Origin of the sequence: Sulfitobacter sp. BSw21498 (assembly GCF_006064855.1) — a bacterium.
Lineage (GTDB): Bacteria > Pseudomonadota > Alphaproteobacteria > Rhodobacterales > Rhodobacteraceae > Sulfitobacter.
This window is the reverse complement of record NZ_CP040753.1, coordinates 314,317-326,308: the sequence shown is the minus strand read 5'-3', so window position 1 is coordinate 326,308 and position 11,992 is coordinate 314,317. Positions and strand designations below refer to the sequence as shown.

Sequence of the window (11,992 nt, the reverse complement as noted above, 5' to 3'; positions counted from 1 at the left end):
ATGTTGGAAACCGCGCCCTTTTTCACCGACATCGCGCCCCTCCCCGAAACGGGTCAGGCGCATTGGGCCGAGACATCGGACGGTAAGAAGCTGCGCGTCGCGCATTGGCCGCTGGACGGGGCAAAGGGCACAGTGCTGCTTTTCCCCGGCCGCACAGAATACGTGGAAAAATATGCGATGACCGCAAGCGCTCTTGCCGAAAAAGGGCTGGCGGTCATTGCGATTGATTGGCGAGGGCAAGGTCTGTCGGATCGACTGATCCCCGACCGTAATATCGGCCACGTCGATGTTTTCTCTGATTATCAAAAAGATGTGGCAGCGATGATGCGGACCGCCCGCGCTTTGCAGCTGCCGCGCCCGTTTTTCCTGCTGGCGCATTCCATGGGTGGGGCCATCGGTCTGCGCGCCTGTATGGAGGGGCTGTCGGTGCAAGCCGCAGCCTTTACCGCGCCGATGTGGGGCATTCATATTGCACCGCATATGCGTCTTGTCGCCGCGGGACTAAGCCAGCTGATGCCGCGTATTGGTCAGGGGTATCGTTTGCCGATGGGAACGCAGGCGGCGCCCTACGTCTCGACCGCGCCGTTTGAAGGCAACATGCTGACGACCGACCCCGAGATGTACGAAATGATGCGCACTCAGATCAACGCGCACCCCGAGCTATCGCTGGGCGGACCCAGCTTTATCTGGCTGCGCGAAGCTTTGACCGAAACCAAACATCTGTCGCTGCGCGCTGCCCCTAGCCTGCCTTGCGCCACGTTCCTCGGGTCGAACGAGCGTATCGTCCATAAGGATCGCATCCATGCGCGGATGGAGACTTGGAAAGGCGGCAACCTGCATATCATTGACGGCGCAGAGCACGAAGTCTTGATGGAAACCGCCGCCACCCGCAACAACGCAATAGAGGAAATGGCAGCGCTATTCTTCGGCACCGCCAAGAAATAGCGTTGCGCCTGACTTTAACCTCCCTCGGTAAATATTTACAAACAAACGACATATATCGAAAATCTGTCGAGATTTCTGTATTCCCCCTGTTCAAACCGCTTCGCTCCGCTAGCTTATGCGCATGGCCAAGCAACCTGTCCTCACGTTCAACGAAAACGGCATCTACTGCCCCTCGGGTGATTTCTATATCGACCCGTGGCGCCCCGTTGACCGCGCGTTAATTACCCACGGACATTCAGATCACGCCCGCTGGGGCATGAGCCGCTACCTTGCCACTGACATCGCCCTGCCCGTCATGCGGCACCGCTTGGGCGACATTACCGCCGACGCAATCGCGTATGGCGAAGTGCGGCAGATTGGCGGTGCGCAGGTGTCGTTTCATCCAGCGGGCCACGTCCCCGGTTCCGCCCAGATCCGCGTCGAAGTAGACGGCGAGGTCTGGGTTGCCTCGGGCGACTACAAGGTTGTAGACGACGGGCTGTCTGATCCGTTCGAGCCGATCAAGTGTCATCATTTTATCACCGAAAGCACCTTTGGCCTGCCGGTGTTTCGCTGGGCCGATCAATCCACCATCGCGGCAGAGATCAACGCCTGGTGGGCGGGATGCGCGGCGCAGGGCAAGACGGCGTTTCTGGGGGCCTACGCCTTGGGCAAAGCGCAACGTCTGTTGTCGATGCTCGACCCCGAAATCGGCCCTATCCTGACCCATACCGCAACCGAAAACACCAACCGCGTGCTGCGCGATCAAGGGATCACCCTGCCCGACACGATCCTCGCGGATGCGGATTTGAACCCCAAGGACCACCCCGGCGCAATTGTGCTGGCCCCACCCGGTGCTTTGGGCAGTGCATGGTCCAAGAAGTTCGGCCTGCAGGAGACCGCTTTCGCCAGCGGATGGATGGCCGTGCGGGGTGTACGTCGACGCCGTGCGGGCGATCGCGGCTTTATCATCTCGGACCATGCGGACTGGGATGGACTGCTGTCGGCGATCAAGGCGACCGAAGCAGAAAATATATATGTCACACACGGTTATACGGATGTCTTCAGCCGCTATCTGGCGGACAGTGGCTGGCAGGCGCAGGTGGTGCCTACCCAGTTCGAAGGCGAGTCCCTTGATAAGGACGCGTACGAATGAAACGTTTTGCTGCCCTGTTCAACGCCATCGACCAAAGCACCAAGACGACGGTCAAAGTGGCCGCTCTTGCCGATTACTTTAGCGCCGCGCCGGATGATGACCGCCTATGGACCATTGCGCTGTTTTCCGGCCGCCGCCCCAAACGCGCCGTCACTACAACCAAGCTGCGCGAATGGGCCGCTGAACGTGCGGGGATTCCACTGTGGTTGTTCGAGGAAAGCTATAGCATCGTCGGCGATCTGGCCGAGACGATCGCGCTGGTGCTGCCCCCCAACCCGACGCAAGACGACCAATCGCTGTCTACCTGGATCGCGGCCCTGCGCGAAATTTACACGCAGGACGAAGAGGCGCGCAAAGCCTTTGTGCTGGACGCATGGACAATCCTGGGCGGAACCGAACGCTTTATCTTTAACAAGCTCATCACCGGTGGTTTTCGTGTGGGCGTCAGCCAAAAGCTGATGACCCGCGCCCTTGCCCGCGCCACAGACAAACCCGAACCCGAGCTGGCGCATCGGCTCATGGGGAACTGGCATCCCGACGACACAACCTGGCACACGCTGGTCGAGGCCGAAGATGCCTCTGCAGACGCGTCACGGCCCTATCCCTTCTATCTGGCCTACGGGCTGGAAGCCGAGCCGCAAGAGCTGGGTAATCCGCAAGACTGGCGCGCAGAATGGAAGTGGGACGGTATCCGCGGCCAATTGATCCTGCGCGACGGCGAATATTTCGTGTGGTCGCGCGGCGAAGAGCTGATGACTGACCGTTTTCCGGAACTTGCCCGCGCGGTGGATTTCATGCCCGATTGCACGGTTCTAGATGGCGAATTGCTCGTCTGGCCCAATGGTCAGCCTGCACCGTCATCCTTCAACGCACTGCAAGCCCGTATTGGGCGCAAGACCGTGCCGAAGAAGCTACTGGCCGAAGCCCCCGTCGTGCTGCACGCCTATGATCTGCTGGAATGGCAAGGCGAGGATATCCGAGACCGCCCCTTTGCCGAACGTCGTGCGCTGCTTGAACAAGCCTGCGCCGCCTTGCCCGACGACGCACCGATCCGCCTGTCGCCGCAGCTGAGCTTTGCCACATGGGATGCGCTGGCCGATCAACGCGGCACTGCACGCGATGCCCAAGCCGAAGGGGTCATGCTGAAGCGTGCCGATAGCCCCTATCTGGCGGGGCGCAAGAAGGGCGATTGGTGGAAATGGAAGCTGGACCCGCTGACCATCGACGCAGTGATGATCTATGCCCAGTCGGGGTCAGGCCGACGCGCCAACCTGTTCACTGACTTCACCTTTGCGGTCTGGAACGGCAATGATCTGGTGCCCTTTACCAAAGCCTATAGCGGCCTGACGGATGCCGAGTTTCGCAAGATCACGGCTTGGGTCCGCAAGAATACCCTCGAGCGGTTTGGCCCTGTGCGCAAAGTCACCCCGCACCACGTGTTCGAAATCGCGTTCGAGGGTATCCAGCGCAGCACACGGCATAAATCCGGCGTCGCCCTGCGCTTTCCACGGATGCTGCGGTGGCGGCAGGATAAGCCGCTTCAAGAGGCCAACACCTTGGCCGATCTTGAAGAAATGCTGCGGATTTACGGTTGATCCACCCTGCCATCGCCTTGCTTTGCCGCGGACCCGTGCTTAGGTAGAATTAACGTCAAAAAGAGGTTTCTCATGTTTCAACTGCCCGTCCCCGTCCTTGATGCTAACGCCGGTTCCGGGGCCTCTGCCTTCGGCAAGCTGCCCGAATGGAATCTTGACGATCTTTACACCGGTGAAGACGCCCCCGAGCTCAAGCGTGATCTGGACTGGCTGGAAGAAGCCTGCCGCAGTTTTGCCGAAGATTACGAAGGCAAGCTGGCGGATTTGGACGCGAACGAACTGCTGGATTGCGTGCTGCGCAACGAGAAAATCAACCAGATCGCCGGGCGTATCATGTCCTATGCCGGCCTGCGCTACTACCAGATGACCACAGATTCCGGTCGTGCCAAGTTCATGTCGGACGCGCAGGAGAAGATCACCAACTTCACCACGCCGCTGGTGTTTTTCACGTTGGAACTGAACCGGCTGCAAGACGATCACCTTGCCAACCTGCTGAGCCAAAAGGCCGATCTTGCCCGCTATAAACCCGTGTTTGACCGTATCCGCGCCATGAAAGATTACCAGCTTTCGGACGAGATGGAGAAATTCCTCCATGATCTGGGCGTCGTCGGCGACGCGTGGGAACGGTTGTTCGACGAAACCATCGCCGGGCTTGAGTTCGAGGTAAACGACGAGCCGCTGAACATCGAAGGCGTGCTGAACCTGCTGACCGACCCATCGCGTGACCTACGCGAAGCGGCGGCGCGCGAACTGGCGGATGTGTTTCAGGCCAATATCCGCACCTTTGCCCGCGTGCATAACACGCAAGCCAAAGAGAAAGAGGTCATCGACCGCTGGCGTGGCATGCCCACACCGCAAACCGGTCGCCACCTGTCGAACCACGTCGAACCCGAGGTGGTCGAGGCGCTGCGCAATGCCGTCGTCAACGCCTACCCCAAGCTCAGCCACCGTTACTACGAGCTAAAGCGCAAGTGGCTTGGCCTTGACACCATGCAGGTCTGGGACCGCAACGCGCCGCTGCCGATGGACGACCCTAAAACCGTCAGCTGGGAGCAGGCTGAAAAGACGGTCATGGATGCCTACAATGCGTTTGATCCCCGTATGGGCGAAATCGCGGCCCCCTTCTTCTCTGAGGGTTGGATCGATGCGGGCGTGAAACCGGGTAAGGCGCCCGGTGCTTTCGCGCACCCCACCGTGACTGATGTGCACCCTTATGTGATGCTCAACTATCTGGGCAAACCTCGCGACGTGATGACACTGGCACACGAACTGGGTCACGGAGTTCACCAAGTGTTGGCCGCCGGTCAGGGTGAAATGTTATCCTCCACGCCGCTGACCTTGGCTGAAACGGCGTCGGTGTTCGGCGAAATGCTGACCTTCCGCAAGATGCTGGACGGGGCTAAAACCAACGCAGAACGCAAAATACTGCTGGCCGGCAAAGTCGAAGACATGATCAACACGGTCGTGCGCCAGATTGCGTTCTATGATTTCGAATGCAAACTGCATGACGCCCGTCGTGGCGGAGAGCTGACGCCAGATGATATCAATGCCCTGTGGATGTCGGTTCAGGCCGAAAGCCTTGGGCCGGTGTTCGAGTATATGGACGGCTATGAAACCTTCTGGGCATATATCCCCCACTTCGTGCACTCGCCCTTCTACGTCTATGCCTACGCCTTTGGCGACGGCTTGGTGAACGCGCTTTATGCTGTGTATGAAGAAGGCGAGCCCGGGTTCGAGGACAAGTATTTCGACATGTTGAAAGCCGGTGGGTCGAAGCATCACAAGGAGCTTCTGGCCCCCTTCGGGTTGGACGCCTCTGACCCCGCGTTCTGGGATAAGGGCCTGTCGATGATTTCGGGCTTTATCGATGAATTGGAAGCAATGGAGGACTGATCCAACGGACCGGCACAAGAGTTTAGTGCCTTCGGCGAGGATTTAAGACCATCTGGAAAGCGGGGCGGTGCAGATGCAGCGTCCCGTTTTTTCATGGCTTACTTCAGTTGGCTGTCCTTGCTGCCGCGCCGGTTGATGCCGCCACGTGCTTGCGCAATTCCGTCGCGTTCGCGCACACAATCAATGCAAAGCTTGACGCCCGGTAGCGCTTGGCGGCGCGCCTCGGGGATTGGTTCTTCGCATTCGGCACAATGGGTGCGGCTTTCGCCTTGGTGTGATTTTCGTGATTTCAGGCGGGCCAGCTCGTCATTGATCGACGCTTCGATCTGTTCGCTGACAGCACCGTCTTTTGCCCAACCTCCGGCCATGATCATCCCCTTCTAGATTACCTCTTATAGGTAGGTCAGTGGAGAAACGGTGCAACCCCCGATAGCGAATGCCACGGTTACGGGCTTTTGACACGGGAGGGAACGGCGATGAATAAACAAAAAATCCCCGCAAAGCGAACGCTTTGCGGGGATCGACAAATCACGTGTATTACGGATCAAGCTGTCGCCATGAGACCTTTTTCGCGGGCAAGGTCACGCATACGTTTTTGCAACTTTTCAAATGCGCGCACCTCGATCTGGCGGATACGCTCGCGGCTGACGTCATACTGGCCACTCAGGTCTTCCAGCGTGACCGTCTTGTCGGACAGACGCCGTTGGGTCAGAATGTCCTTTTCGCGGTCATTCAAAACATCCAGCGCCTCGGCCAGCATTTCACGGCGGGTTTCCAGCTCGTCACGTTCTTCGTAATCGGTGGCCTGGTCAGCATCTTCATCCTCCAACCAGTCCTGCCACTGCATCGTCCCTTCACCTTCCGACCCGACCGTGGCATTCAACGACGCGTCACCGCCGGACATACGCCGGTTCATAGAGATCACTTCGGTCTCGGTCACGCCGAGGTCAGTGGCAATGCGGGTGACGTTGTCGGGGTGCAAATCACCCTCCTCCAACGCGCCGATGCGGTTCTTGGCCTTACGCAGGTTAAAGAACAATTTCTTTTGGCCCGACGTAGTGCCCAGTTTGACCAAAGACCACGAGCGCAGAATATATTCCTGAATAGACGCACGGATCCACCACATCGCATAGGTCGCGAGACGAAAGCCCTTTTCAGGGTCAAACCGTTTAACAGCCTGCATTAAACCGACGTTCGCTTCTGAAATCACTTCGGCCTGAGGCAGGCCGTAGCCGCGATACCCCATGGCGATTTTCGCCGCGAGCCTTAGGTGGGAGGTGACCATACGGTGTGCAGCTTTGGTATCTTGCTCTTCCACCCAGCGTTTGGCGAGCATGTATTCTTCTTCTGGTTCCAACAGGGGAAACTTGCGGATTTCCTGCATGTAGCGGTTTAATCCGCCTTCCGGTGTTGGTGCTGGCAGATTTGCATAATTAGCCATCTTTGTCCCTTTCCCCAATTTCCGGGGCCCATGTTATTTGGATTAACATAGATATGGAGAGCGCCCCGCTCTGTTTCAAGTGTACAGCCTAACGCGTGAAAGGGCGTATTGGGCCCAAAAAACCTTAAATTACCGTTATGCTACAGGTCGTTCACACAACTGTGCATCAAGTTGTGCTGTAGCCCACGGCCGCTAGCAGGTTGGTCAGGTCAGCCGGCAGCGGGGCTTCGAACCGAACGTAGTCCCCTGTCACGGGGTGATCGAACCCCAGAACAGCCGCGTGCAGCGCTTGTCGAGGAAAGCTGCGGATGGCATCGGCTGCAGAGTCAGAAACCGCGCCTTTGGCCAGCTTGCGTTTGCCGCCATAGGTCGGATCACCCACCAGCGCATGACCGGCATGGGCCATATGAACCCGGATTTGGTGCGTGCGCCCCGTCTCTAGCCAGCACTCCATTAACGCTAATACCTCAGGTGATCCGAGGCGGGCCACGGTGCGTGCGCGGGTAACGGCGTGACGCCCCCCTTGGAAAAACACCGCCTGCCGTTGCCGGTCGGTGCGGTGACGGGCCAACTGCGTCGTGAGCTTAAGGATATTGCCGGGCTCAAAACTGGTCCCCTTCACGCCGCGCAGGCGAGGGTCGTTGGCATCGGGAACGCCGTAGACCAACGCTTGATAGTAGCGCTCAACCGTGTGTTTTTCGAACTGTTTGGCCAGCCCGTGGTGCGCCGCGTCGGATTTGGCGACGACCAACAGGCCAGAGGTGTCCTTGTCGATCCGGTGCACAATGCCGGGGCGCTTCATGCCCCCCACCCCTGAAAGATCATCACCGCAATGGGCCAGCAGCGCATTGACCAGCGTGCCGGAGGGGCTGCCCGGTGCGGGGTGCACAACCATGCCAGCGGGCTTGTTGATCACAATCAGGTCGGCATCTTCGAAGACCACATTTAACGGGATCTCTTCGGCAAGGATATGGCTGTCTTCGGCCTCTTCCACATCCACGGTAATTTCTTGGCCTTCGTCGGCGCGGCTGCGCGGATCGGTTACGACCTGCCCATTCACCCGCACGGAACCTTGCTCAAGCAAACGGCCAAGCCGTGTGCGCGACAGGTTCGCATCCTCTGGCACATCCCGCGCAAGCGCCTTATCAAGGCGGGGTGGCGGGTTGTCCGTGATGGTAAACTTAATTTGACGGTGCGACATGACTGATCCTTCCGAGCCTCCGAACATCAAATTCCTGCGGCGGCTGGTGACGGTACTTACCGCCACAATGATTTTCGGCCTTCTAATCGTGATCGGGCTACTTGTCATCCGCTTCTCGAACAAGAGCCCCGATTTACCGACGTCTGTTACCCTGCCCGATGGCGCAAAAGCAGTGACATTCACCCAAGGTCCCGACTGGTATGCCGTTGTGACGAAAGACGATGTGATTCTGATCTTTGACAGAATGACTGGCGAACTGCGTCAAAGCGTGAAGATTAAATAATCTCCGAACCACTAGGAAACCGCAATGCATCAGAGCGTCAGGCTCAGCAAATAAGCTGACACGCGTGCCAAAGGCGATATGGGATTATTTTTTTTGGGGGGGGGTAATGGTACCACCTCCTGGTCTCGAACCAGGGACCTCCTGATCCACAATCAGGCGCTCTAACCAACTGAGCTAAGGCGGCACTGCGGTCGATCTAGCGCCCATGAAAAAGGAATGCAAGCCCCTAAGTGCCGCAAAATCAGAATTGTCCGCCCATAGCAGAAAACGCAGAAACTTGCCATTTGCATCGTCGCGCGGTACGGGATCTGACACAGTTTCGGAGAAACCTCATGGGCATTGACACAGAACGCGACATTGAAGCCAACCTGCAGATCGGTCCGACCGATAAGGGCATGGTACGGCTGTTCATCGAAGCAGAAGGCGGGATTGAAATTCCGATGGATTTCACCCCGGATGAAGCCGTCGAAATCGCAGAAGAGATCATGGCCGCAGCGCATCGCGCGGGCAAGGCAGCCAAAAGCAAGCGCTAAGCTAAGCTTCACCTTCCGGCGGGGGCCAGCCCCCACCGCGCTTGGGCGCGGTTCCCCCGGGATATTTTCCATTTGGAACGCTAGAACGCGCTATCCCCATTGCGGCATCGCATGGGGGTCGCGCAACAAATGCAACCGCCGTGCGGCGTGCGTGGCAAAGAGATGCGTCATTTTCTTACGGCGCGCCGCCGCAAGTCGATTTTCAGGGCCCATGCGCACCAGCTCTGCACCGTAGCTGTCGCCGATAAACAGACCGGTATCATCGGGTAGAAGGTCAATGTCGAAATCGGCATCCACAGCCCAAAAAAACCTGTCTGACCATTCCAGATAGCCATCCCATTTGCTGTCCGACATGAAATCGGCGCGGCTGGATTTACATTCTACGATCCAGATTTCCCCTTTGGGCCCAAGTGCCATAACATCCACGCGCAGCCCCCGTGTCGGCACCAGTTCTTCAACGCTGGCAAAGCCAAGCGCCGCAAGCTGGCGCGTCACGCCACGGGCGATGAGCTGTCCGGGTTGCAAGGATGGGGCGGTCATCAGGTTGGTCTGGGTCATGCCCGCAATATGAACAATTCATGAACATCAAGCAAGCGCTTGGTAATCGTCAGTCTGCAACCTATCTAGTTCAAAAGAAAACAGGGTGGCTATATGGCGCGCGACGGCGAAAATTCGACACATCAGCAGCGTGGCATTCGCTACGCACGCGAGCTTGAGGCACATCTGGGCTGGCTTGACACGTTTTCGGGCACAGCGCTTGGGGTGTTGGCTGTGGCATCGGGCATCTACACCTATCTTGGGGTGTCCTCTTTGCTGGATGACAACGGCGCGATGTCAGCATTTGCAGCGATCGCATATTCTGCGGCAGTGTCCGTCGGCATTTTTGTATTCTGGTCCTATATGATGCGCTTGTTTCCAGCGGTGCGCAGCGCCCGGGCACGGGTTGGTCTGCTGGGGGCGATGTCGTTGGGGGCCGTGGCCATTATCGCCATGTCGAGCTGGCTGAACGCGGCCGCTCTTGCTGGCTCAGCTGCGGTGGAACAACATCTGGCCGAGACCGTACAGGATTACCAAGGGTCGCTGGAGCGCGCACATGAAATCACCCTCTCGGCCCAAGGGCTCGAGCGGGATGTGGCCCGCGTGCGGCAAAGTTTCGAGGATCTAAGCGAACAAGAGGCCACCGGCGGGCTGTCAGGGCTGGCCGGTCGGGGCGCTGTGTTTCGCGTGCTGCGCCAGAAATCGGCAGAGCTGTCGGGGCTGGAGGCCCAGATCGCCACCCAGACGCCACTGGTGAGCGACGCCTTTGTCGAGGGCAACCAGATCCTAAGCCGGATGCGTGCCCTTACTGTCGAACCCGGACCGGTTGAAGCGCGATCGGTTGAGTTTTCGGAACAGGCCGTACGGCTTGCGGGGCTGATCACGCGGTTGCGCCAACTTTCTGTAGCCCCGCTTGTCGAACGTGCCGCGCAGGATTTGTCAGCCTCGGTCGTTCTGCCCGAACTGGACGGCAGCAGCGTCGAAGTCCGCGGCAATCAGGCCTCTACCATCACCGCCGTGCTAGAGGTGCTGGCTCAACGTGCAGCTACGCTAGAACGCGCAGCCCAGGACGTGCTTGCCATGGCCCCACCGACAGAGACGACCTACACGCCGATTTCCAGCGCGGATGCCGTTATCAAATATGCGCGTAACTTTATCCCGTCCTGGGCCGGCGCCATCGCGATTGATCTACTGCCAGCGGTGTTGGTTTTTATCCTTGCGATCACCCAAGGAGCGATTCGCGAAGGCCGCGAGGGTGCCGCCATCGAAGAAACGCTGACGTTGGCCGAACTGCGGGCCGCCGTGCTGGCAATGCGTGACATGGATGCGGCGATGAAGGGTGTGCCAATGGTGGACACCCCCACGCCGGATGCCAATGCGCGCGATGCCACTCTAACGCCAGATATCGCAGCGGACACCACGGTCACGTCGACGCCGTCCAAGACCACATGAAACCGCTGCGCGATTCTCCAAAACGTCCACCCGCCGCCCGAGTCCTTGGCGGCGTCCTGATGCTTCAGCTTGGACTGGCCGGTATGTTGTTCTGGGGCGATCTTGGCGACGGGTTACGCTTGCCCGGCTTCTCCCCCCGCGCACCCGGCCTGACAGAGCCGACACGCCCTGGCGACCAGACCCGCCGCTTTCAGCCCGACCGCGCCCGTCCCGGCGGCCGCCCCATGCCTGACACTCCCCTGCCCAAGCGTCTGACCCTCACGGTCGTCGAAGGTGGGGCGCGGGTGTTGCTGGAAGGCGGCATTATGGCGGGCGATGCCGAACGGATCGAAAAACAGATCACCGCGCTCGAGCCCCAACCCGACGGGGTTATCCTGAATTCCCCCGGTGGGTCGGTCAGCGATGCGCTGCGTCTGGGGCGTTATATTCGCGATACCGATCTGACAACGGCACTGCGCAGCGGCGATATCTGCTATTCCGCTTGCCCGTATATGTTGGCGGCCGGCACCCGCCGCGATGTGCCAGACGATGCCTCTGTCGGGGTGCATCAACACTTTTTCGGCGAAAGCACCCTGCTGCCCGCCTTTGTGGCCGTCGAAGACATCCAGCGCGGACAGGGAGAGGTCATGACCTATCTGAATCAGATGGGAATCGACCCGTTGGTCATGCAGCACGCATTGGTTACCCCCCCCGATGAGATCTATCTGCTGCTGCCCGAAGAGCTGACCCGCTATCGCTTTGTGGAAAACGCCGACGCAAGCTAAGATACCCCTTGTCGCAAGTCATCGTCGCGCCTACTTAAGTGGGGTGACGGGTTCTGCCCTGTTTGTAAAAGTTACATTCCAGTGGCCTTAAGCAAATCCGAGGGAGCTGGCTCTGTTCGAGCCCTGGTTCGTTTATCTGGCGCCCACCTGTACATACAGGTCCTCGGGAATATACAACAGAACGGCAGCGGTGGTCCCGTCACACTTTCTTAC

The 11,992-nt window shown here is 58.8% G+C and carries 12 protein-coding genes, 1 tRNA gene and 1 other RNA gene; 9 read left to right on the top strand and 5 right to left on the bottom strand.

Features of this window, described 5'->3' with window-relative positions:
• The 4 genes from E5180_RS01745 (at nucleotide 1) to E5180_RS01730 (ending at nucleotide 5,568) form a co-directional block, all read left to right on the top strand.
• On the top strand, nucleotides 1-945 hold the full coding sequence (locus E5180_RS01745; protein ID WP_138922882.1) for an alpha/beta fold hydrolase: 945 nt from the start codon (nucleotides 1-3) through the stop codon (nucleotides 943-945).
• Nucleotides 946-1,060: 115 nt separating this feature from the next.
• Nucleotides 1,061-2,080: a ligase-associated DNA damage response exonuclease gene (locus E5180_RS01740; protein ID WP_138922881.1), complete on the top strand. Its 1,020-nt coding sequence runs from the start codon at nucleotides 1,061-1,063 to the stop codon at nucleotides 2,078-2,080.
• Complete coding sequence (locus E5180_RS01735; protein ID WP_138922880.1) at nucleotides 2,077-3,675, top strand: ATP-dependent DNA ligase; 1,599 nt, start codon at nucleotides 2,077-2,079, stop codon at nucleotides 3,673-3,675. Before E5180_RS01740 ends, E5180_RS01735 begins: the two co-directional genes overlap by 4 nt.
• A gap of 72 nt (nucleotides 3,676-3,747) precedes the next feature.
• The gene (locus E5180_RS01730; RefSeq protein ID WP_138922879.1) at nucleotides 3,748-5,568 is read left to right on the top strand and encodes a M3 family oligoendopeptidase; all 1,821 of its coding nucleotides are present in this window, start codon (nucleotides 3,748-3,750) and stop codon (nucleotides 5,566-5,568) included.
• Nucleotides 5,569-5,666: 98 nt separating this feature from the next.
• Here the strand turns inward: E5180_RS01730 and E5180_RS01725 are convergent, their stop codons facing one another.
• From E5180_RS01725 to E5180_RS01715, 3 genes are all read right to left on the bottom strand, one after another.
• Nucleotides 5,667-5,936 (bottom strand): DksA/TraR family C4-type zinc finger protein, encoded by a 270-nt coding sequence (locus E5180_RS01725; RefSeq protein WP_138922878.1) that lies wholly within the window; start codon nucleotides 5,934-5,936, stop codon nucleotides 5,667-5,669.
• Between the two features lie 176 nt (nucleotides 5,937-6,112).
• Complete coding sequence (gene rpoH / locus E5180_RS01720; RefSeq protein ID WP_138922877.1) at nucleotides 6,113-7,009, bottom strand: RNA polymerase sigma factor RpoH; 897 nt, start codon at nucleotides 7,007-7,009, stop codon at nucleotides 6,113-6,115.
• Nucleotides 7,010-7,175: 166 nt separating this feature from the next.
• Entirely contained in the window at nucleotides 7,176-8,210 is a 1,035-nt protein-coding gene (locus E5180_RS01715) for an RluA family pseudouridine synthase (RefSeq protein ID WP_138922876.1), read from the bottom strand.
• On the opposite strand from E5180_RS01715, the gene E5180_RS01710 reads away from it, so the two are divergent.
• Entirely contained in the window at nucleotides 8,209-8,493 is a 285-nt protein-coding gene (locus E5180_RS01710) for a DUF6476 family protein (protein ID WP_138922875.1), read from the top strand. The genes E5180_RS01715 and E5180_RS01710 overlap by 2 nt on opposite strands.
• 107 nt (nucleotides 8,494-8,600) lie before the next feature.
• Here E5180_RS01710 and E5180_RS01705 read toward each other — a convergent pair.
• Nucleotides 8,601-8,677, bottom strand: a tRNA-His gene (locus tag E5180_RS01705).
• A gap of 148 nt (nucleotides 8,678-8,825) precedes the next feature.
• Between E5180_RS01705 and E5180_RS01700 the strand changes: the two genes are divergently transcribed.
• Nucleotides 8,826-9,026, top strand: a complete 201-nt coding sequence (locus E5180_RS01700; RefSeq protein ID WP_138922874.1) for a DUF6324 family protein — start codon at nucleotides 8,826-8,828, stop codon at nucleotides 9,024-9,026.
• Between the two features lie 90 nt (nucleotides 9,027-9,116).
• On the opposite strand, the gene E5180_RS01695 is transcribed toward E5180_RS01700, so the two are convergent.
• A complete protein-coding gene (locus E5180_RS01695; protein ID WP_138922873.1) occupies nucleotides 9,117-9,584 on the bottom strand; it encodes an MmcB family DNA repair protein in 468 nt (155 codons plus the stop codon).
• A gap of 93 nt (nucleotides 9,585-9,677) precedes the next feature.
• On the opposite strand from E5180_RS01695, the gene E5180_RS01690 reads away from it, so the two are divergent.
• The 3 genes from E5180_RS01690 (at nucleotide 9,678) to ssrS (ending at nucleotide 11,980) form a co-directional block, all read left to right on the top strand.
• Entirely contained in the window at nucleotides 9,678-11,015 is a 1,338-nt protein-coding gene (locus E5180_RS01690) for a hypothetical protein (RefSeq protein WP_254700506.1), read from the top strand.
• Nucleotides 11,012-11,779: a hypothetical protein gene (locus E5180_RS01685; protein WP_138922872.1), complete on the top strand. Its 768-nt coding sequence runs from the start codon at nucleotides 11,012-11,014 to the stop codon at nucleotides 11,777-11,779. The genes E5180_RS01690 and E5180_RS01685 overlap by 4 nt, the downstream gene beginning before the upstream one ends.
• Before the next feature lie 47 nt (nucleotides 11,780-11,826).
• Nucleotides 11,827-11,980, top strand: a non-coding RNA gene (gene ssrS, locus E5180_RS16080) — 6S RNA.
• Nucleotides 11,981-11,992 lie beyond the last annotated feature (12 nt).